The organism is Bacillus massiliigorillae, assembly GCF_000380245.2.
Lineage (GTDB): Bacteria > Bacillota > Bacilli > Bacillales > DSM-1321 > Bacillus_AD > Bacillus_AD massiliigorillae.
Map to the genome: position 1 here is coordinate 1882401 of NZ_HG428741.1, position 21331 is coordinate 1903731.

General features: G+C 32.3%; 22 protein-coding genes and 1 other RNA gene. 7 read left to right on the forward strand and 16 right to left on the reverse strand.

Translation table 11 applies throughout. The features are described 5' to 3' along the window. Positions 1-6 precede the first annotated feature (6 nt). The 5 genes from ssrS to TX86_RS08665 form a co-directional block, all read right to left on the reverse strand. A non-coding RNA gene (gene ssrS, locus TX86_RS26210) (6S RNA) lies at positions 7-202 on the reverse strand. Between the two features lie 90 nt (positions 203-292). Beyond that, on the reverse strand, positions 293-1291 hold the full coding sequence (locus TX86_RS08650; protein ID WP_042348075.1) for an inorganic phosphate transporter: 999 nt from the start codon (positions 1289-1291) through the stop codon (positions 293-295). A 389-nt stretch (positions 1292-1680) separates the two neighbouring features. Next, complete coding sequence (locus TX86_RS08655) at positions 1681-2844, reverse strand: CdaR family transcriptional regulator (protein ID WP_042348078.1); 1164 nt, start codon at positions 2842-2844, stop codon at positions 1681-1683. An 80-nt stretch (positions 2845-2924) separates the two neighbouring features. Then, on the reverse strand, positions 2925-3485 hold the full coding sequence (locus tag TX86_RS08660) for a DJ-1/PfpI family protein (RefSeq protein WP_042348080.1): 561 nt from the start codon (positions 3483-3485) through the stop codon (positions 2925-2927). Positions 3486-3791: 306 nt separating this feature from the next. Then, on the reverse strand, positions 3792-5351 hold the full coding sequence (locus TX86_RS08665; RefSeq protein ID WP_042348081.1) for a glycoside hydrolase family 10-like protein: 1560 nt from the start codon (positions 5349-5351) through the stop codon (positions 3792-3794). A gap of 276 nt (positions 5352-5627) precedes the next feature. On the opposite strand from TX86_RS08665, the gene TX86_RS08670 reads away from it, so the two are divergent. Together TX86_RS08670 and TX86_RS08675 are read left to right on the forward strand one after the other, a co-directional pair. Then, positions 5628-6380, forward strand: a complete 753-nt coding sequence (locus tag TX86_RS08670; RefSeq protein ID WP_042348083.1) for a cyclase family protein — start codon at positions 5628-5630, stop codon at positions 6378-6380. A 10-nt stretch (positions 6381-6390) separates the two neighbouring features. Next, positions 6391-6987 carry a peroxidase-related enzyme gene (locus TX86_RS08675; RefSeq protein ID WP_042348084.1) on the forward strand — a complete coding sequence of 199 codons (597 nt, stop codon included), beginning with the start codon at positions 6391-6393 and terminating at the stop codon, positions 6985-6987. Positions 6988-7211: 224 nt separating this feature from the next. On the opposite strand, the gene TX86_RS08680 is transcribed toward TX86_RS08675, so the two are convergent. Both TX86_RS08680 and TX86_RS08685 read right to left on the reverse strand, forming a co-directional pair. Next, complete coding sequence (locus TX86_RS08680; RefSeq protein ID WP_042348086.1) at positions 7212-7781, reverse strand: hypothetical protein; 570 nt, start codon at positions 7779-7781, stop codon at positions 7212-7214. Positions 7782-7992: 211 nt separating this feature from the next. Next, positions 7993-8334, reverse strand: coding sequence for a YolD-like family protein (locus TX86_RS08685; RefSeq protein WP_042348087.1), 342 nt, complete (start codon positions 8332-8334; stop codon positions 7993-7995). Between the two features lie 199 nt (positions 8335-8533). Between TX86_RS08685 and TX86_RS08690 the strand changes: the two genes are divergently transcribed. The 4 genes from TX86_RS08690 to lepB all read left to right on the forward strand — a co-directional run bounded on the left by TX86_RS08690 (position 8534) and on the right by lepB (position 12228). Further along, positions 8534-9091 carry a TetR/AcrR family transcriptional regulator C-terminal domain-containing protein gene (locus TX86_RS08690; protein WP_042348089.1) on the forward strand — a complete coding sequence of 186 codons (558 nt, stop codon included), beginning with the start codon at positions 8534-8536 and terminating at the stop codon, positions 9089-9091. A 109-nt stretch (positions 9092-9200) separates the two neighbouring features. Further along, complete coding sequence (locus tag TX86_RS08695; protein ID WP_042348091.1) at positions 9201-10895, forward strand: oleate hydratase; 1695 nt, start codon at positions 9201-9203, stop codon at positions 10893-10895. A 194-nt stretch (positions 10896-11089) separates the two neighbouring features. Then, complete coding sequence (locus TX86_RS08700) at positions 11090-11497, forward strand: YuzC family spore coat inner layer protein (protein WP_042348093.1); 408 nt, start codon at positions 11090-11092, stop codon at positions 11495-11497. A gap of 203 nt (positions 11498-11700) precedes the next feature. After that, positions 11701-12228 (forward strand): signal peptidase I, encoded by a 528-nt coding sequence (gene lepB, locus TX86_RS08705; protein ID WP_042348095.1) that lies wholly within the window; start codon positions 11701-11703, stop codon positions 12226-12228. Between the two features lie 133 nt (positions 12229-12361). Here the strand turns inward: lepB and TX86_RS08710 are convergent, their stop codons facing one another. The 4 genes from TX86_RS08710 to TX86_RS08720 all read right to left on the reverse strand — a co-directional run bounded on the left by TX86_RS08710 (position 12362) and on the right by TX86_RS08720 (position 16186). Further along, positions 12362-14374: a bifunctional 2',3'-cyclic-nucleotide 2'-phosphodiesterase/3'-nucleotidase gene (locus TX86_RS08710; RefSeq protein ID WP_052343601.1), complete on the reverse strand. Its 2013-nt coding sequence runs from the start codon at positions 14372-14374 to the stop codon at positions 12362-12364. A 431-nt stretch (positions 14375-14805) separates the two neighbouring features. Next, entirely contained in the window at positions 14806-15633 is an 828-nt protein-coding gene (locus TX86_RS08715; RefSeq protein ID WP_042348096.1) for a formamidopyrimidine-DNA glycosylase, read from the reverse strand. Positions 15634-15727: 94 nt separating this feature from the next. Then, the gene (locus tag TX86_RS27405) at positions 15728-15862 is read right to left on the reverse strand and encodes a hypothetical protein (protein WP_268258241.1); all 135 of its coding nucleotides are present in this window, start codon (positions 15860-15862) and stop codon (positions 15728-15730) included. A 135-nt stretch (positions 15863-15997) separates the two neighbouring features. Then, complete coding sequence (locus TX86_RS08720) at positions 15998-16186, reverse strand: hypothetical protein (RefSeq protein ID WP_042348097.1); 189 nt, start codon at positions 16184-16186, stop codon at positions 15998-16000. Between the two features lie 220 nt (positions 16187-16406). Here TX86_RS08720 and TX86_RS27215 point away from each other — a divergent pair, with 220 nt between their 5' ends. After that, complete coding sequence (locus TX86_RS27215) at positions 16407-16790, forward strand: CotD family spore coat protein (protein ID WP_230203597.1); 384 nt, start codon at positions 16407-16409, stop codon at positions 16788-16790. A gap of 53 nt (positions 16791-16843) precedes the next feature. Here TX86_RS27215 and TX86_RS08730 read toward each other — a convergent pair whose 3' ends face one another. The 5 genes from TX86_RS08730 to TX86_RS08745 form a co-directional block, all read right to left on the reverse strand. Then, positions 16844-17887 carry an HD-GYP domain-containing protein gene (locus TX86_RS08730; RefSeq protein WP_052343602.1) on the reverse strand — a complete coding sequence of 348 codons (1044 nt, stop codon included), beginning with the start codon at positions 17885-17887 and terminating at the stop codon, positions 16844-16846. 383 nt (positions 17888-18270) lie between these two features. Beyond that, positions 18271-18663 carry an ABC transporter permease gene (locus tag TX86_RS27220; protein ID WP_230203598.1) on the reverse strand — a complete coding sequence of 131 codons (393 nt, stop codon included), beginning with the start codon at positions 18661-18663 and terminating at the stop codon, positions 18271-18273. A gap of 3 nt (positions 18664-18666) precedes the next feature. Continuing rightward, positions 18667-18987, reverse strand: coding sequence for a hypothetical protein (locus TX86_RS27225; RefSeq protein WP_230203599.1), 321 nt, complete (start codon positions 18985-18987; stop codon positions 18667-18669). Between the two features lie 3 nt (positions 18988-18990). Beyond that, complete coding sequence (locus TX86_RS08740; RefSeq protein WP_042348098.1) at positions 18991-19851, reverse strand: ABC transporter ATP-binding protein; 861 nt, start codon at positions 19849-19851, stop codon at positions 18991-18993. 165 nt (positions 19852-20016) lie between these two features. Then, the gene (locus TX86_RS08745; protein WP_042348099.1) at positions 20017-21225 is read right to left on the reverse strand and encodes an MFS transporter; all 1209 of its coding nucleotides are present in this window, start codon (positions 21223-21225) and stop codon (positions 20017-20019) included. Positions 21226-21331: the final 106 nt, after the last annotated feature.

Consider the following 21331-nt stretch of genomic DNA (forward strand, 5'->3'; position numbering starts at 1 on the left):
TCATAGTAACAAGCCGCGTTGCCGTAGACATATAAGTAAGTTTTAGACCACCACTTCACAAAGTGGGTGTTCGCAAAAATGTTCCTGCATGTTCTCCTTGTCATATAGACAGAGACTTATCATTCGCATTTCGATATTAAAACTCCCTATTCTCGTATAAAGGTTAAAACTTAGGTTATCATTACGAACAATGCAGCTCGTATTACTATAATACCTCTGTTTACATTGAGATTCAATAGTATAATTTACCCAGAAAAAATCATCTACAAATACGTTGAACTATGAATTTGTTTTAAAAAAATAATTTCAAAATAAAATATGTAATAGCAGCGAGCATAGCTGAGATAGGTAATGTTATGACCCAAGTGACAAGCATCCGTTGTGCAGTATCCCATTTAACCCCTTTCAATCGATGTGCAGATCCAACTCCAAGAATAGCTGATGAAATAACGTGTGTAGTACTAACTGGCATACCAATAGTGGTAGCACCAAATATAATAGTTGCCCCCGTTAAATCTGCGGCTACACCATTTACAGGGCGTATTTTCATAATGTTACCGCCAACTGTTTTAATAATTTTCCATCCACCTATGGAAGTTCCAAGTCCCATTGCTAAAGCACAGGATGCCTGAACCCAAAGTTGAATATCAGAACTCTCTACATAGCCATTTGCAATTAAAGCCATTGTAATGATTCCCATCGTTTTTTGCGCGTCATTCGTTCCATGAGTAAAGGATTGAATAGCAGCCGTTACAATTTGAAAATGACGAAACTTTTTATTCGTTTTAGCTAAGTTATTATTTTTAAATATAACCTTAAAAATGCTGTAAATAATAAACCCCAGTGTAAAAGCTATAATAGGTGAAAATATTAGAGCTTGAATAATTTTTCCAAACCCTGACCATTTAATAGCTGCTATACCCGAAGAAGCAATTGCTGCACCAGCTATACTACCTATTATGGCATGCGACGAGGAACTTGGTATACCAAAATACCATGTGATTAAGTTCCATAGAATAGCCGCAATTAGAGCTGCTAAAATGACGACAGAACCGTTTTCTAATGTAAAAGGATCCACAATATCTTTTGTGATCGTTTTTGCAACACCAGTAAATAACATCGCTCCTAGAAAGTTCATAGAAGCCGCTAAAATTATTGCCCTTCTTGGTTTTAATGCTTTCGTTGAAACCGCAGTTGCTATCGCATTAGCTGTATCATGAAAACCATTAATAAAATCAAAAGCTAAAGATCCTATTACAATAAGAATCGTTAAAACTAATATACTGTCCACATAAAAAACTCCTTATGCATTTCTCAAATGCGCGAAAAATCTATTGAATAATCAAAATATATAAACAAGCTAAGTTTACTCCTATCCTCTAGTAGAATAAAGTAATTTCAATTATATTTACGAAAAATACACATTTTATTTGAATTTTCATCAAAAATTCATTTAAGTACATACATATTTAAACAATTTTAAGGAACAATGAGTTCTAATCTAAGTAGAGCTTCACTATATTATGGTTAAATTTTAACGGCTAGATTATTCATATTATCTTAATTTAATCGGTAGACTTTCCATAAGTACATGTACAAAAAGACTAAAAAGAAAAAAAGCTATTCCGAAGTGATGATAAATCGCTTCGGAATAGCTCCATCCTTTTTTAGCCTAATTCATTATAAAATATAAGCTTCTTCTTTTTTATTTTTTTCTTTAGAAATATCCTGAAGAAAAGTAATGGATAAGTAAAACAAGACAATGCCTGCAGTTTCTTTTGGATCAATGGATGTGATTTCTTTAATTTGTTTAAGGCGATAATGAAGAGTATTAATATGAAGATGCATTTCTAACGCGGTTTTCTTAATCGATTGATTATTCTTTATATAGCATTGTAAAGTATCAACTAGTTCTGAGTGATGTAATAATTTCCTCATTGTATTTTCCAGAAACTCATCTCTCATTTCTTGCGAAACTTCTTCAAGAATGACATCAATGACGAGATCCTCATAAAAAATCAACTTATTTTTCTTTACGGATACTTTCAAAGCTTTTTTAGCTTCTGTATACGAGCGATTAATAACATGTGTGCCTGGGGTTTTGCCAACTCCAATAGATAATGGAGTTTTATAACGATATTCAAAATTCTTCTTAAATTCTTCTAATTGATAAACAAAACTAGAACGATTATAGCCATTATTATAATTCTTTAATAACAAGTATAATCCTGGGCCCCACATAATAATAAAGTCATTATTGTTTGAGAATATCTTTTGAAATAAGTCAAGAATGTCTCTTTGCATCCAATGAGATTCCATATCATTTGTATTAGACATATCAAACTGTAGTAAACAACAAATATGTGGCTTATGAACAGGGATATTTAACAATACTCCCCGATTCAGAAATTCAGAATCTACAGTCGTTAAATTCACCCATTCAAAGAAATACGACTCTACCCCCCTTGTTTTCCATTCCATTTGTTCCGTATGACAAGACTCTTGGATAATTAATTCTGTCATCCTACGTATTAATTCTGCAATAGGCTCTACTTGTTTAGGGTTACCTGTAACACCAATTACTCCAATGACTCTTCCCTCAAACATAATAGGCATATTGATACCCTCTCGAACACCCTTCAATACTTTAGCTAACTCTTGGTCAATGATAAGCTTTTGTTTAGAACGTAACACTCGCTGAGCACCTTCATGAAAGGACCCTATCCTGTTTAATTGGGTGGATGCCATTATATAGCCATTGATATCCACAACAATAATATCATCGCTTATTATTTGTCGAACCTCTTTTACAATTTTCTCTGCAAGTTCTGGATACAAATTCACCTTTTACATTCACCGCCTCTAAATTCACCTATCATCAATGCACTTATAAGGTCTGTTATCTCAGTCCATCACATACTTAATTATTTAGCCGCATTTAAGATTTTTAAGAATTCTCTCATAAATCCAGGAAGATCTGGCCATGCATGTCCAGAAACAATATTTCCTTCAACATGAAGCATTTCTTCTATATATGTAGCTCCTGAAGCCTCTACTTCCGGTCTGCAAGCTGTATAAGCTGTAAGCTCTCTTCCCTTGATATATTCTTTAATAGTTGTAAAAATTAAGCTACCGTGACAAATTACCCCAATAGGCTTATTCTCCGTTAAAAAATGTGCTGTTAATTCTTGAACTTTCGTATTCATGCGTATATACTCAGGAGCTCTTCCGCCCGGGATAATTAATCCGTCATATTCAGCGGGATTTATTTCATCAACAGAAGCGTGTGACTCCAATAGATAACCAACTTTCTCAGTATACGTTTCAACTTCAGGAATAAAATCATGAATAACAGTTTGAAGTTTCTTTTTAACAGGAGATGCAATTGTACAACGAAGATTTTCCTCTAAACAACGATAATAAGGATAAAACACTTCTAAAGCTTCTACAGCATCACCAGTTAGAATTAGCACATTTTTACTCAAATGACCTCACCATTCCTTATATATTTTTTTATTTGTACTTACTGATAACGGTTATTCTAAGATGCTCTTAATTAATATTTCATCATATAGAGTCAATCTAGTTTTCACACCATATGTATTGGAAATATATATAAATTATACTATAAAAAAACAAAATATCTTTTGTGCAAGTGCACAAATTACTACCTTGAAATTTGTTTTTTTATCTATTTTGTTTGTAAACTATCTATTTAAGTAAACGAGAACAAAGCACCTTAAAAACGTAAAGAGGCTGTCCTGAAAGTAATTTTCAGGACAGCCTCACCTCTATCTTTTTACAGTAACAGTCGTTGCATTTATACTTTCTACCCCTGTTGCTGAGAGTGATTTAATACCATACGTATATGTTTTCTTCAATTGAGCAGATAAATCCACAAACGTTGCTTTACCATTGTTACTATAGACAACATCTACAATGGAAATCGGGCTATCATAGTTTACTTTATTATTATTTTCAAAGCGATAAATAACAAATTTTCTAGCATCATTATCTAAACTATGATCTATAGTAATTTTCACACCATTTTTTTCATTTTTCGCTTCTACTTTCATTGGTTGCATAGGTACAATCGGATTATTCCAAGCTGTCACTGGTGTAAGAGCTTTATAATTATATAAATTTTTCGTTATATATGTTACATAATTCAGTTTATTTTTATTAATGTCACTTAATGAAAAGTGCATTTGTCCTTGCGTTGTTTTTTGATTACGATTAGCTATAATTTGACTCGGAAGTTCCAATTGCTTTAACCAAGCATTATCATCCTTCGTCCCTACTTTATAGTCAGCTAACCCAATATACAAATTAACAGGATGTTTAGTGGCATAAGTGGTTACTTCTTGATTCCACCAATTCAATAAAACAGTATAGTTTGCTACTGATAGACTTCTAGACCAGTAGAGTTGTGGAGTAATATAGTCAATACTACCATCTTTAATCCATTGTCTCGTATCCGCATATAAATCATCATAGTTTTGTACGCCAGCTTTTGTCTTACTTCCAGTTGGATCATTCGCTATATTTCTCCATACACCAAAAGGTGAAATACCAAACTGAACCCATGGTTTTACATTTTTAATCGCTTCATTTAGATTAGCTACAAGTTCATTTACATTATTTCTACGCCAATCATTAATGTTTGAAAATTTAGTCCCATGCTTTAAAAAAGTATTTTGATCAGCAAAAACTTCATTTTTTATTTTATATGGATAGAAGTAATCATCCATATGAACCGCATCAATATCATAATTAGACACTAATTCCAGAACTGTTTGAATTAAATAGCCCTGCACCTCTGGAATTCCAGGATTTAAATAATATTGCTTCCGATATTTAACAACCCATTCTGGATGCATTTTAGCAACATTATTCTCTGCGAGACTAGTAAATTTCTCACTCGCCATTGTCACACGGTAAGGATTAACCCATGCATGAAGTTCCAATCCTCGACTATGTGCTTCATCAAGCATAATTTTCAAAGGATCGTATCCAGGGTTAGTGCCTTGTTTCTTACCTGTAATATAGCTAGACCACGGTGCTAATACGGATGGATATAAAGCATCACCTGTTGGTTTAACTTGAAAAATTACTGTATTAAACCCTTTGCTCTTTAATGAGTCTAATGTTTTCCTTGCCCAAGTCGTATAGGTTGCTTTATTCATACCTTTTGCCATGTCAATATTTTGAACAGTCGCTATCCAAGCCGCTCGCATTTCATATTTAGGCTGAACCACCGCTGCTTGTGCTGTATTCTTACCACTCAAACTTAAAATTGGCATAATGAGCATCAAAATCAAACTGTATATAAACAGCCTTCGCTTCTTCATTTCTAAAACCTCACTTCCAATTATTATTGTATTTACAGATCTACTCTAATTCCAAATTATCCACAATTCGGAATTAGCAATCGTTTTCTATTATAATACAAACTCGACATAACAATGGTGTAATCTACAAATATTTCTTAATATGTAAAATCTTGTTACATTTTTTTAAATAATTAGTAGTAAAATATATTTATATCTTTTATTCCAAGTTTTTAGGTTGGAATAATGAAGACTTAACATGATGCACATATATTCATAATTTAAGGAGGAAATATTATGAGCAATTATCCTTTATGGGAACAATTAAAAGCTTTACAATCTCCAAATTATAAATGGATAGATTTAACACATACATTTGGAGAAGATACTCCTAGATGGCCTGGTTTCGATCCTTTAGGTAACAAAACTTTATTCGACTTTAGTAACGCACCAATGAAAGTGAATCATTTTTCCTTTCCGGGACAATATGGTACACATGTTGATGCGCCTGGCCATTTCGTTCAAAATGGAAGATTAGTAGATGAAATTAACGTTTCTGAATTTGCTTATCCGTTATGTGTTATTGATGTACACAAGAAAGTAGAAGAAAATCATGATTATGCATTAACAGTACAAGATATTAAAGATTTCGAAGAGAATTATGGACAAATTCCAGAAGGAGCTTTTGTTGCTATGCGAAGTGATTGGTCAAAGCGTTGGCCAGATCAGGATGCTTCATTGAATAAAGATGAGAATGGGATTTCAAGGTATCCTGGGTGGAGTTTAGAAGCTTTACAATTCTTATTTGAAGTGCGAAATGTTGGGGCAATTGGTCACGAGCCATTCGACACTGATCCTCCTCTTCTTCAAGTAGATATTGGCTTCGCTGGTGAAGATTATGTATTACAAAAAGACAAATTTCAAATAGAAGTAATGAATAACTTAGATCAAGTGCCACCAGTAGGAGCAATCATTTTCTGTACATTTCCTAAAGCAAAAAATGCTACTGGATTTCCAGCCCGTTGCTTCGCAATTTGCCCAATAGATTAGGAGATTTATAATGGTAAACGAAAAATACTCAGAACAATTATCTTACTTAGAAAAGCCAAATGAAAAAGAGATTCCCGAAGACTTACAAGCACTCTTTGATGAAAATATAGAGTTTCAACAAAAAAATTGGGGATTTATTAATAATTTATTTAAAGTACTCCCTCTTAACCCGTACCAATATAAAGGCTTTCTTGATTTAAAAAACTCGCTTTTTAGCCCAGAAACTTGCTATTTAAGTAATAGTGATAAGGAAATGATTGGTTTAGTCGTATCTAGTACCAATTCTTGTAGCTATTGCTTAACAACGCATAGCGATGCATTACGTGGATTGACAAATGATCCAGTATGGGTTGATCAATTAACTTATAATTATCGTAGTGCGAGATTATCGGATAAACAAAGAGCTTTATGTGATTATGCCTATTTTGTTACCGCTTATCCGAATGAAATTACTACAAATGAAGTGGATAAACTACGAACAGTGGGATTTAACGATCATGAAATATTAGAAGCTGCCTTTGTAGCAGGGTTTTTCAATTTTACAAATCGATGGGTAAGCACTATTTCACCTATTCCAAATAAAGGACACTATCAACACAATCGTTAACGTTTTGAATCCTTTACTATGTTTTTCACACGCTAACCAGGCCCAAGTGGAATTTCTTTAACACTTGGGCCTACTTCTTCTATCTATTTAAACTCTATTGGACCTACATCCATCTTAAATATTCCATTATTGTACAAGAGAGGTGATCTCTCTGAACCACTTTTCGAATATGCTTCTACATGACTTACTTGAATTTCTTAACAGAACTTAAATACCTACACCCATCAAATTGTGTTTTTATTTCTCATTAATATTGGTTCTGCACCTTCTTCAAAATTAATGTTTTCAAATTCAAATTTCGTATAGAAACGAACCAAATCATCTATTAATTTTTTTCTTTGTAGCTCTTGAAGATCTTTTTCTAAAGGTGCTGGGATTAATACTAAATAGTCAACGTCATTAATACTCCAATACTTAATAAACTGTTCCATTGCATAAGAACCAATCCTATTTCCTTGATATTCTTCTAGAATTTTAAAGTCATATATTGATACAAGCTTCCCAACAAAATCGTCTACCGGGATTAATTTCGTAAACGCCGAAATCGTTACATATTCATCACCTGAATCAGCATCAGCAGCTTCTACCAAGTCATTCGCATCTGAAAAAAATGATAGATTATATAAATTAAAATTTGCATTACCTATTTCCTTTTCAGAATGGTTATTGAAGTTAACTAAGTATATATCAGCGCGACAATTAATAATTGGGAACTCTTCATCAATAGTACTAGTGTATCTAATATTAATATACTCATTATCAGAAATATTCAAAGTAATTACATCGTTTTCCATAGTAACCTCCTCAAAATTGTAAACTTCTCTCATCTCCATAATAACCCATATAATACAAATTTTTAACAAAATTATTGGAATGTTACGATTTAAAAATTATTTTTAATAAAATCCTTTAAAATTTATTAATAAAAGTCCCCTCTCATTTGAGAAGGGACTTTTATTGTACATATACCTTATCGATAAATTATATAGAAATGAAATAACAAAACTACTCTTCAACGATTACCATAATAACCTCTTCTAACCTAATAAAAGCTATATCCTCATCAGCTTCAATTAGTCGAATCTTTTTATGTATATTGTCGAAGTAGTCAACTTTACCTCGATATATTTCTTCAAAACCATCAGTCCATACAAATATTTTAACAATTAAATCAAAAGCCATTGCATAATGAATTTTCGCTTCAATTTCTTCTATTTCAGATTCATCTAATAATAGTTTAGATTGGTCATAATCCTTATATACTTTAATCATTTGTTGCTGATTTGGTGTAGAGAAAGCGGAATGCCATATCATCTTGCCACTTTCTTTTAACTTTTCTAATCCCATTTTTACTCCTACTCTCTAAGAACATTCGTTCTAATATTATACATCGAATATACGTTCTGTTACAACACCAAAAAAAGAACAGGAAATTTATATTATTTTTAATACCTGAAAAATAAATTCCAGTATTAAGTATAGTGATATAATAATCATACATTTATACCTCAATAAATTATTAAGAAAGGCGGTACAAATCGTAACTATGAGTGAATCAATGATCACAAAAAAAGCTCTTTCCAAAGCACTTGTAGATTTATGTGCATCTAAACGTTTTGACAAGCTAAGTGTTGCTGAAATAACAAATCAATGTGGTTTGAAGCGCCAATCTTTTTATTATCATTTTATGGATAAATATGATTTGCTCGAATGGACATATCGTCAAGACGCCCTTCACTATTTAACAAACGGTGTTAAACTTGATAACTGGGATGCACATGTTCTCAAGATGTTACAGCAAATTCAAAACAATGAAAGATTTTATCATAATACTGTTAGTACTGATCAAAACATTTTAAGCAGTTGTTTTTCAAACTTGACGAATACTTTATTCCATGACTTGTTTAAACGTCTTGATGAGAATAATGTAATAAGTTTGAAAGATAGGGAGTTTTATTCACGCTTTTTTTCTTATGGCTGTTGTGGTGTCCTTGTAAACTGGATTATCGAAGGATTCAAAGAATCAGCTGAAGATATTGCTATACAAATAATACGACTAGCAAAAGATACCCAATTCTTAGTATCACAACTACAAAATAACTAGACAAATCCTCCGATTTGTCAAAAAAACAGACAACTATAGCAAATTGCAAAGAGTAAGTTTTATTGCAGGAGGTATATTATCTGTAAATCAAACTTGGAGGAGATAAGTTATGAAAAAAAGAACTATTTTACTAGCAGCAGGAACAACGCTTGGAGCAGCATACGTAGTCAACAAAAAACGCAAACAAAAAGCAATAGAAAAAGAACAACAAGTAGATGAAGAAATTAGTTCACGTTATTACGGAGATAAGCAAGTCTATTTTATTGGTGGAGGGATTGCAAGCCTTGCAGGAGCAGCTTATTTAATTCGTGATGCCCACTTTAACGGAGAGAATATACATATTATTGAAGGAATGCATATATTAGGTGGAAGCAACGACGGTGCAGGCACTCCAGAAACAGGATTTGTAGTGCGTGGAGGTCGAATGTTGAATGAAGAAACATATGAAAATTTTTGGGAACTATTCGGTAGTATCCCTTCCCTGGATATGCCTGGCCAAAGTGTAACAGAGGAAATTTTAAACTTTGATCATCTACACCCAACACATGCACAAGCAAGATTGGTTGATAAAGATAGAAACATTATCAATACTCATTCAATGGGATTTAATAATAGTGATCGACTGGCAATGACACGTTTACTTGCCACACCTGAAGAAAAATTAGATGATATGACCATTCAAGATTGGTTTGAGCCACATTTTTTTGAGACGAATTTCTGGTATATGTGGCAAACTACTTTCGCCTTCCAAAAATGGAGCAGCTTATTCGAATTCCGTCGTTATATGAATAGAATGATGCTGGAATTCAGTCGAATAGATACATTAGAAGGTGTTACAAGAACACGTTTCAACCAATACGAAAGTCTTATCTTACCTCTTAAAGCATATTTAGACAATCATAATGTTGATTTTACAATAAATCAAACTGTAACCGATATTGATTTTAAAGATGACTCAAACATTACTGCAACTGCCATCCATTTATCAAATGGAACAATCATTGAGCTTGGTGAAGAAGATGTTGTGATTATGACAAATGCTTGTATGACAGATAGTGCAACACTTGGAGATTTGCATACACCTGCACCAAAACCAGTAGAACGTCCAATTTCAGGTGAACTTTGGTATAAAGTTGCTAAGAAAAAACCAAATCTCGGTAATCCTGAACCTTTCTTTAATCATGAAAACGAAACAAACTGGCAAAGCTTCACTGTAACTTGCCAAGGTGATGCACTATTAAAAAGAATTGAACAATTCACTGGAAATATTCCAGGTAGTGGTGCATTGATGACATTCAAAGATTCAAATTGGTTGATGAGTACTGTTGTAGCTGCCCAACCACACTTCAAAGCTCAAGACGCTAATACTACAATCTTTTGGGGTTACGGATTATATCCGGACCGCATTGGTGATTATGTAAAAAAACCAATGAAGGAATGTTCTGGTGAAGAAATTCTGTATGAATTAATTTGTCATTTAAAATGGGATGAGGATTGGGAGGAAATAAAAAAAGATGTGATTAATGTAATTCCTTGCTATATGCCTTATATAGACGCTCAATTCCAGCCTCGGAAAATGAGTGATCGTCCAAAAGTAGTACCTGAAGGCAGTACAAATTTTGCAATGATTAGTCAATTTGTTGAGATTCCAGATGATATGGTATTTACAGAAGAATATTCCGTACGAGCTGCACGTATAGCTATTTACACACTATTTAATATTGATAAAGAAATTTGCCCAGTAACGCCATATAATCGTAATCCACAGGTTCTTGCAAAAGCTACAAAAACAATGTTTCGATAAAACACAATAATAAAGGGCTGTCCTAAAAGCAAGTTTCTATCACTTTTAGGACGCCCCTTTCCGCTTGTCTTTACCATTCGAACTCTATCATTTTACTAAAGCAAGTTTAATATTGACTCCCCCTTACATTCACCCATTCTATATTAGTGCAATACACTATATAGATTGATTTAGCATATTAGGAGGTAAAAAATATGTATAATCCATATAACTTGCCCAGTAACTACAATAATTCAGCAAATCAACCAATAACTCATAATCAAAGTAATCCATTTTATGAACAGTATACTTATGAAAGAGTTTTGCCACCAGCCGAGCCCCAAAGCCTAATGAGTTCTGCAGAACACACAAAGCAACTTTTAGAGGATGCAGTAATCATTAATGAAACATTTAGAACATCACCAGCATTTGCATTGCAATTAACAACAGCAGCAAAGAATTCTGATCATCAAACTGTTCATTATTTAATCAACAATTTAATAAAAAATAGAGCCCTTGTTTCCTTCTCCCCTGGAGGTATCTCCATAAATCTAATTCCACTTAACGAGTCAAATAATTGTTGTTATATCATTATGTTCCTAAATTGGAAAGAAGCATTTTAAAGCCAGCAGATTTTATGACATGCCCCATTCATTAAATATTGAATGGGTTTATTTTTGAACGTTTATTAATATAGAATAAAGATAAAAAATGAATAGTAAAGACAAACAAGAAAATAGAGCAAAAGAAGATAAAATAGCTTCTTTTAAACATTTACTCTGAAATATGATATAATCGTCATACAATTCAAACAGGAGGCTATATAATGAATGAGAAAATAAAACAAGAATTACTTTCATGGGTAAAACCGATTCTTTTTGCATTAGTTCTTGTTTTTGTATGTAGATATTTTATCTTTACGCCAAAAGAGGTACTTGGAGAGTCTATGCACCCTACATATGAGACAAGTGATAAAGTAATGGTTAGTAAACTAAGTACACCAAAAAGATTCGATATTATTATTTTTCATGCTCCTGATTCTGATGAAGATTATATTAAAAGAGTAATCGGGCTACCAGGTGATCATGTTCAAATGCTAAATGATCAATTGTTAATCAATGGGAAAAAATATAACGAACCATACTTAGCAGAAAACAAAAAGATGATTCCAGCTATTGATAATTTAACTGAAAACTTTGATGAATATGTTCCAAAAGATAAAATTTTTGTCCTTGGAGATAATCGACGAGATAGTAAGGATAGTAGATTTTTTGGAGCTATCAATTCCGATTCAGTAGTAGGAGTAGTCGAACTTCGTTATTTTCCATTCAACAAAATTAGCTTAACTAAATAGTAACAATAGTTTTTCTATACTTAATCATAAACAATCAAAGAGAGCCTTTAACTAAGGCTCTCTTTTTTACTAATGAGTCAATTTTATAAAAGGCTGACTAAAGCAAATAAACTTTAGTTAGCCAGAACTTCAACTATTTATTCAAATCATAAATGTATTCCGTTAGTTGATCACCTTTCGATTCTCCTGCTGAAAGGAATGGGTATTCAGGTAGTAATGCTTTTCCATTAGAATTAGATGTGAAAACAACTTTTGCTGTGCTTCCAATCGGTTTCAATTTCCAATTATGATCGACTGCTGGATCAAGAGTTTTCTTGCCTTTAATGTAGTCAGTTACAATTTGTCTTGTTTCATCACTTGAGATGTAAGCAACCGCATCATCATTTTCAAAAATCGGGAAGTTTCCTCCACCGCTTGCTCGGTAGTTATTTGTTACAACTAAAAATTCATCTTCTGGTTTTAAATCTTTACCATTATATTTTAGATTTACAATTCTACTTGAATCACCTTTATTTTCTTTACCATCTACATCATATTTCGGTTCTTTTGATACATCGATTTCATACGTTACGCCATCAATGGTATCAAAGTTAAATGCAGGATAATTATTGTTTAAAAGTTCTTGTCCATCTTTCCCATTTGGATCTATAGTATTAAATAAACCAGCACTCATTTCAAGCCAGTTTTTTATATCCTTCCCGCTTACTTTCATAATTACAGCTGTATTTGGATATTTATAAATACTCGCTACATCCTTTATTGAAATCTTTCCTGCCTTAACTTCTACATAATCATCGGCTTTTGTTCCATCCTTTGAAAGTCCAGCTTTAAATGGTGCTGCTGCCGATAAAATAGGTAAATCTTTGTATTTACTTAAACTCGCCTCTTCTGATACCTTTTTCTTAGCATATTCTAATTGTGCATTTGAAATTAATTGCACAGCATTATTATCACTAACTAATGCAAAATACGTATTAATATCCTTTGTTGTATTTCCTACTGGTGAATTTACAAACGCTACAACTTTTTCGTGATTTGCTTTTAGCTCTTTTTCAAACTCGGGATCATTTTTCACATTTTCCAATGTTACGTATTCTGAGTTCGAATCAACCACTTTATATCCTTTGTCAGATGGAGTAACCTTTAAATTAATAACTCCAACACCTTCACCGTATTTTCCCGCTTGAACTGTTGCCACACCGTTCATAGTTCCTTTTTGAACATCTAAATTTTTTAAATCTGTATTTACTTCTTGCTCATCCTTTGCAGGGAAAACTATATGAGAATGACCAGCAATAACTGCGTCAATTCCTTTTACCTTTGTAAGTTCATATGATTCATTTTCTTCACCTTTTTCATATGAACCATCACCATATCCACTATGCGATAAGGCAATGATTAAGTCTGCCCCTGCTTCTTTCATTTTTGGTACTATTTCTTCTGCACTTTCTTTAATATCTTTAACTGTTACCTTACCTTCTAAATTGATTTTATCCCAATTTAGAATTTGCGGTGGAACAAATCCCGTAATACCAATCTTTATTTCTTTTTGCTCACCATTTTCAGCCACTACTTTTTTGTTAATGATTTTATATTGCTCAAACTCAGGTTTATTTGTTTGTGCGTTATAAATATTGGCATTTACAATAGGAACTTTAGAGTCCTTCATAATTTGTTTTAAATAATCTAAACCATAGTTAAATTCGTGATTTCCTAAAGTAGCAGCATCAAATCCTGCTAAACGCAAAGCTTTATATACTGGATGCTCTTCACCGCTCTTCACAGGTTCCACTCTTGCATAGAAATCACCAAGCGGATTTCCTTGTATTAAATCACCATTATCCACTACAATCACGTTGTTTACTTCATTATTTTTACTATTCTTACTACTATCTTCTTTATATTTCTTAATTACAGTACTTACTTTAACAAGACCTGTATTATCCGTTTCTGTTGTCGTGTAATAATCATAATTCATTAAATAATTATGTACATCCGTTGTTGAGAGAATAGTTAAATCAATTGCATCTTGATTATTCACATTGTCTGTCGCATTGTTATTTTTATTACACCCTGCCAGGATGCTGCCAATAATTGCGAAACAAAAAATAAACAATATACTTTTACTGAAAAATATCTTCTTCATGCTATTTTCCTTTCTATATTTAAGTTCATTACAACGTATAGTATTTGAAAAAAAATCATTATCATTCGTAGAATAAACATAATTAATAAAAGAAAAGACATAATAATTTTATAATAAATGCTCGTTTGTTAATAATATTTTAATAATTAGATATTATAATTGCTTAAAGAAGAAATGGAAGGAGTGAGTTTATGAAGTTAGATCTTAAATCATTTTTAGCAGGTATGTTTCTTAGTTGGGTGCTTACAATCTCTGTTGTTCAATTTTTCATTTAATGATAGCAATTATTCGAATCGATAACTCATATATTTATATACCGTTAAAATTAAGCTGAAATCTACCAACTATTAAGTATTCAACTAAATTTTAACGGTTAATTTTTCTAAAACAAATAATCATTTATGGATGTACATAATTAAGAAATGAATAATTTAAAGAATTGGTTGGCAAGTAGGACAATAATATACAGTCCCTCCCATATAAGTCTGTTTAACAATATCATCTCCACAATTAATACATGGATTCTTCCACGTTTTTTTAGATAATATGGTCCTATAATCTCCATAACTACTGAATATATCTTTTTCAGTATCTCTTCCGCCCTTTTCTATCATTTCAATAAGCGTGTTTTTTATACTATGAAAAAGCTTTTCATTCTCAATCTCATTTAAAGTTTTTAACTTTCTTTTCGGGTTAATTCTTGCGTTGAATAATATGTCTTGTAATACTCCATTTCCTAAACCTGGTATACGCTGTTCTGTTGCAAGAAATGCCTTGACACACGCATTTTCTTTTACGGTAAGCATTAAACTCTCAAAATAAGTTATATCAAATTTACCAACTAAAGGTGATGGTTTTTCTTTAGCCACCTGATAGTAAAAATTATCATTTTCACCATCAACAAATGCCCACATTCCTCCATACATTTGTACTGTACATATAATAGAAGATAAATCTTCAAATTCTATATGAAGTTGATGTTTTTCTGGAAGTTGCTCTCCTTGTTCGAAATATCTTATATTCACACCGTCACCAAATACTAGTTTCGTATCATTCATTGACATTTCAATAAGACCACCATACGCTTGAATATCATCTACTGTTTTATTTACTAGTAAGCTATGATAATGATTTGGATCACCAAAAAAGAACGCAAAACGATGAGCTGAAGAATTTGCATATACATTCTTCAACTTTTTCCCTTTTATGATTTGTGTTAATTGCCTTGCTATATGATTACTTTCTGGAATTTCTAACACAATATTCACCTCTACTCTTTGTATATTTCCCTATTCTCTATTTCCTAAAAATCATATTACAAACATTATTCTCACTCTTTTTTATAGATACTTCTTAATAATGTAGACACAAAAGAAAAAGGGTAAAAATTCTCTTAGAATTCCTACCCTTTTGTATTTTAAATGGTCCTCCAAATTTATGATTCATTCCATCAATTGTTTTTTCAACCGCCATTTTAATAAAATCCATATGTATCTCCCCCTCAATCTGAATGTTGATTACTAATAGAAAAAGCCACAGAATGAATCGGAAATCCATTCTGTGGCTTTGGTTATCGAATCCACAAGACTCCTTGTAAAATTCTTGAATAATAAATTAGTTTAATTAAACGCCTGTTCTTTTACGCTGATTATTTGCTTTTTTTGTTAGCTGACTTTTAAGACCTTTAGTCGCTGTGGAATAATTAGATTTATTATTCTTATTCTGACCTTGTTTTTTTGCTGCAAGCTGTTGTTTCATCAATTCTTGTAAGCTGAGCTTTTTCTTTTCAGTCTGATTCTGTTCTTTCGTCATGTTTTCATTCTCCTTTATATTCAAGGTAGTATATCATTTGTTGAGGAAATATGACAAGGAAAAATGAACAAGGTTAACTTCAAATAAGGTTAACTATAGACATTTTTTTATCATGACCTCGACATAAAAAAATTTAGTGAAATAATTTAGGTATACAACCAGTACAAGTATCATTAGGTTGTCATACACTGTATTAAGAAAAGTTACAGGAGGTGATTTCATGTATAATCAAAGAAATTGCGGCTGTCATCAACAACATCATGGCGCAAGTCATACTTCACATCATGCAAATGTATTTCCAAATCAAATGATGCCTGCTCAAATGAAACCTGGTAATGTTAATGTTTGCCCAACACAAGTAATGCCAGCTCAAGTAAGTCCAACACAAAATGTTGTAAACAAAAATATTTATAAACACATCGTTCCTCACGTTCATCCAACACATACAACAACTGTAAATGAACACATTATTCAAAATCAACATTTCTTCCCACATTCACAATCTGTCGTGAATACTTGTAAATCTGAAAATGTTTTTTGTCAACAGCCTACTATGATGTGTCCACCAAATCCTTGTCATAAACCTCATGGACACTACTGGTAACATGAAAAACCCCTTTTATTAAGGGGTTTTTTTCTTTCAATTCATTTTTTTCATCAATAAACTTCCTCAATATATATGGAGCGAACCCGATCCAAATCAATTAGCTCACCCGTCTCAAATATTTTCACAATGGGTCGAGTTATAAATTGAGGATTCATGAAAACAATCTCCCCTGATAATAAATTAGAAAGTATTACTTTACTTCCAATTCCTATATTAGCGATTTTACTAGTTAAAGCATTGGTAACATTCAAATCAAATTTTCCAAATTGATCATACTTAATTATGTCCAGCACTTTGAAAGGTGACTGTCTAGCTTGATAATTTTTATCTGTCGTCATAGCGTGATATGTATCTGCCACAGCAATAATCCTAGCATAAAAATGTATATGATTCGTTTTGTCTCCCAACGGATAACCCGAACCGTCTAACCTCTCATGATGTTGAATAATGGCAACTTGTGCATCTTTCTTTAAGGTCATCATGCCTTGTAACATTTGATAACCTAATATCGGATGTTTTTTTACATCACCGTATTCTTCCGCTGATAATTTAGATTCTTTTTGTAATATTCCTTCTGCCATTTTAGCCATTCCCACATCACATAGACATCCTGCTAAAGCAATTTGCAATATTTCACCTTTAGCTAATCCTAAATGTTTAGCTAATATGCCACTATATAGTCCCACCGATACTGCGTGATGATACATATAATCGTCTGAACTAGAATAAGTGTGTAGATTAAAAACATCTTCATTATTTTTCATTGCTTGTTCTAATAAAGGAACAATAATAGCCCTTACATCAGAAACATTTGTCGATAATCCTGATTGCCAATTTAAAAATAGTTTCTTGTATTCATTCACAGAGTGTAAATAGAATTCAATAAAGTTTTTTTTATTACTTGCATTAATAGAATCCATTTGATTAGATGCTGGGATAATGACATCCACACTTTCTACTAAAAATGCGCGTAATAAATCTATTTTTGCTTTCGTTAAGACGGTATCTTTAAACATGATTAGACGACTAGATTTTACTTCTACATCTTTAGCTAATATATAACCATCTTTGACATCTCTAAGACTAGTAATCATAATCACTGCCTCCAATGTTCTATTTTTTTCAGTTGCTTAATTGACAATGTTACCTATACAATAGCTGCTCCCGACATTCTACTTGTTTTTCAAAACAATAACGAATGAGAGCTAGATGATCATTTTTACTTATATTTAAAAATTCTATGATTAATACATTATCGGAATGTTTCAATACGCACTCACCTCAATAAAAATAATTTTTGTAAGTTGTATATATTGAATAATTTAACATTTATTGTAATATATACAAAATAGTCCAAAATACCTTTTATTGCGTTAATATATGAAGAATCATGTACATTTTCTTAATTCCATTGTATTATTGACTAATTTTAAAACCCACCAATAAAAATCAAGGTGGATTTTACGAAAAATATATATTAGTCGAGTTCTAAATTAGGGATACGCCAAGCTACTATACATAAAGAACAAATCATGATAACTAAAAGCGGTAAAAGATTAGAAAAGTCAAAGTGATTTTGTTTCATCAGCACATATCCCCATGTCACTGGAAATATTTTCCCTAATCCTTGAAGAAAATTAGGAAGCAAATTAGCAGGAAACATAATTCCTGATAACATAATAGAAGGAAGAAAGATAAATTGTGCAATCATTGTTTGTTTTGATATATTTTGAATCATCAAGCCGAGAACACTTCCAACAGCTAAACATGTTAAAGTAAAGATAGCAAGCATTACAAAATAAACTGGTAATATTTTAGGAATACTTGCATCAAAAGTAATAGGAGCAAGAAAAAAAATGATTAGACTCATTATTTATAAATGAATAAATGCTGATATAAAATTATTTACAATTGCTGTCCATAAAGGAATACCGCCTACCTTATAGGCTTTTTTTATTTCACTCCCAAATAACTCAATTAGCGGTGTAGGACTTCCTAGGAAAGCACCCATCGTTACTCCAAATATAGTCATAGATTGAATTAGCGTTTCCTTAGCTAATGGATCAATTGAAGTGAATACCCCTCCCATAAAAAAGAAAAACACTAACGGAACCACATAATAGGTTAGTAATACACCTTTATTACGTAAATCAAGCTTCCATTGTAATGAAACACCATATAAAAAAGCACGCATCTTTTATCCCTCCTTCGCAATATCCATAAATCGTTGTTCTAAAGAAGCTCTCTCCAATTTTATATCAAGAATAATATTTTCTTGTCGCTTAGCAAGTGTGAGTAATTCTAGTAGTGCATCACTTATGCTAGTTCCGTTAAACATAGCGTATCCATGCTTCTCTCCTGCATAAGAACAATTAACTAATCCTTTTATATTCAACGGTTGAGTGGTCTTTATATGAATCTTACATTGTCCCCCTATCTTCAGCGTTAATTCATTAGCTGATCCTGTAAATGCGATTCTCCCATCCTTTAATATAGCAATTCGGTCGCAAAGACTTTCTACCTCTGCCATATCATGACTTGCTAATATAATTGTTTTGCCTTGCTGTTTTAATTTTCGAATTTCATTATGTAGAGATACTTTTCCTTCAACATCAAGTCCCGCTGTTGGTTCATCAAGAAACAACACATCTGGATCACCAATTAAAGCAAGTGCTAAATGTAGCCGTCGTTTTTGACCTGTTGACAATTCCTTGTATTGTCGGTTTTTCAATTCCTCTAATCCAAATTTATGAAGAGACGCCATATCAAAGGAAGTCTTATTCCATTTACAAAATAGTGTAATAGCTTCTATTACTCGTATATTAATAGGAAGGGAGGAAGACTGTAATTGAACGCCCATTTTCCCTGAGACAGTAATTGTTCCACTATCATACTTACGAATCCCTTCAATGCATTCTAACGTGGTCGTTTTACCTGCCCCATTTGTACCAAGAAGCCCAAAGATTTCACCCCGTTCTACCTCAAATGATATTCCTTTAATAACCTGATTATTACCATAGCTTTTTGTTAATTGTTCAACTTGAAGAGCTATAATCATTTTGCCTGCCCCCAATTCATACCTATTTCTCTTAAAACGATAGATTTAATCAAATACCCTTCGAAAAGCGGCTATAAACACAATAAAAATAATAAAATATGACAAAAAAACTCTCTCTTATCATTCAAAAGAGAGAGTTACAGAAAATTTGTTTTATACAACAAATTACGCTGCCATTTGTTGAACATTTGCAGTCTTTTTCGTAAGCATTCGATAACGATAATTTACTAATACCGCTAACAAAATACCTGTGATATTAATCATTAAAGAAAAAATAAATACGCCGCTAACATCCGTAAATCTTGTAATAAGACCCGTGACAAATGGAATACCAGCCGTTGCAGCACTAGTTGCTGTACATAGAATACCAGTCATTCTACCTTTATTCTTCCAAAACATTTCACACATAACTGATAATGCTAATTGCATAACACCTGCTAATGAAAAACCAATAATAAAAGCTGCCACAACAGTAACGCTTGGTACTTGAATAAACATAAGAACTAATGTAGCAACCAATGTAATGATTGGGTACACAAGTAATACCTCTACTGCCTTCACCCATTTTCGTAGTGCAATTGCAACAGCGATTACAGATACAAAGGCACCAACATTATAATAGCTAATTAATTTTAACGAGCTTGTTAATGACATACCGATAACTTCTTGCGCATATGTTGGCATCCAAATTTGCATTAAATATAATAATGCAGGTGCCGTAAATCCAATTCCAACAAGAGCCATTCCTTCCAGTTTGAATTTAGGCTTACCAACAATAGTAGAAGAAACTATTTCATTTTTCTTCTCATCGTTTGATACCCTAAAAGAAGGGAACTTAACTGTCATTAATGACACAGCACTGATAATTAGAATAATAGCTGGTACAAAGAAAGACCATCCAAAAAAGATATTATTATTAAGAAAGAAAGCTATCATAAATGGTAGAATTAACGATCCAACAGAAATGAACGCTTTAAGAGAAACAGTAGCTGCTCCAGCGTATTTCGGAAATGATTCCATTAATGTAGGATATGTTCCTGCATCTAAAAAGGCATTTGATAATCCACCTAAAACGGCAAATATAAGTGCAACTTCATAACTAGGGCTTAGTGGGATCCCTACTAAGAAAAGCGCACAAAATAATGCTCCTAATATAACGAAAGGCTTTCGACCGATTCTATCAGATAATGTTCCCGCTATATATAATGAAAGAAGCCTACCAACACCAAATGCAGATATGAGAAATGAAACACCCGCATTATCAGTATTCAATTTTTCCGAAAGAAATGACATATTTTGAGCAATCATTATGTATGCCATACCAAATGCAAAATAATTGATATAACAACCTAATGCAGCAAATTTACTTCTCATTAATCCTACCTCCAACTAACATAAATGAAAAAATTATGAGGCTATTTCAAAACTCTACAATTAGTGAAATATTTCACATAAATTATTACGAAAAATGATAAAGCCG

Coding starts and splice junctions, on each gene's coding strand:
- TX86_RS08665 (WP_042348081.1), bottom strand. CDS start 5,351: ATGAAGAAGCGAAGGCTGTTTATATACAGTTTGATTTTGATGCTCATT.
- TX86_RS08670 (WP_042348083.1), top strand. CDS start 5,628: ATGAGCAATTATCCTTTATGGGAACAATTAAAAGCTTTACAATCTCCA.
- TX86_RS08675 (WP_042348084.1), top strand. CDS start 6,391: ATGGTAAACGAAAAATACTCAGAACAATTATCTTACTTAGAAAAGCCA.
- TX86_RS08680 (WP_042348086.1), bottom strand. CDS start 7,781: ATGGAAAACGATGTAATTACTTTGAATATTTCTGATAATGAGTATATT.
- TX86_RS08685 (WP_042348087.1), bottom strand. CDS start 8,334: ATGGGATTAGAAAAGTTAAAAGAAAGTGGCAAGATGATATGGCATTCC.
- TX86_RS08690 (WP_042348089.1), top strand. CDS start 8,534: ATGAGTGAATCAATGATCACAAAAAAAGCTCTTTCCAAAGCACTTGTA.
- TX86_RS08695 (WP_042348091.1), top strand. CDS start 9,201: ATGAAAAAAAGAACTATTTTACTAGCAGCAGGAACAACGCTTGGAGCA.
- TX86_RS08700 (WP_042348093.1), top strand. CDS start 11,090: ATGTATAATCCATATAACTTGCCCAGTAACTACAATAATTCAGCAAAT.
- lepB (WP_042348095.1), top strand. CDS start 11,701: ATGAATGAGAAAATAAAACAAGAATTACTTTCATGGGTAAAACCGATT.
- TX86_RS08710 (WP_052343601.1), bottom strand. CDS start 14,374: ATGAAGAAGATATTTTTCAGTAAAAGTATATTGTTTATTTTTTGTTTC.
- TX86_RS27405 (WP_268258241.1), bottom strand. CDS start 15,862: ATGGATTTTATTAAAATGGCGGTTGAAAAAACAATTGATGGAATGAAT.
- TX86_RS08720 (WP_042348097.1), bottom strand. CDS start 16,186: ATGACGAAAGAACAGAATCAGACTGAAAAGAAAAAGCTCAGCTTACAA.
- TX86_RS27215 (WP_230203597.1), top strand. CDS start 16,407: ATGTATAATCAAAGAAATTGCGGCTGTCATCAACAACATCATGGCGCA.
- TX86_RS08730 (WP_052343602.1), bottom strand. CDS start 17,887: ATGATTACTAGTCTTAGAGATGTCAAAGATGGTTATATATTAGCTAAA.
- TX86_RS27220 (WP_230203598.1), bottom strand. CDS start 18,663: ATGAGTCTAATCATTTTTTTTCTTGCTCCTATTACTTTTGATGCAAGT.
- TX86_RS27225 (WP_230203599.1), bottom strand. CDS start 18,987: ATGCGTGCTTTTTTATATGGTGTTTCATTACAATGGAAGCTTGATTTA.
- TX86_RS08740 (WP_042348098.1), bottom strand. CDS start 19,851: ATGATTATAGCTCTTCAAGTTGAACAATTAACAAAAAGCTATGGTAAT.
- TX86_RS08745 (WP_042348099.1), bottom strand. CDS start 21,225: ATGAGAAGTAAATTTGCTGCATTAGGTTGTTATATCAATTATTTTGCA.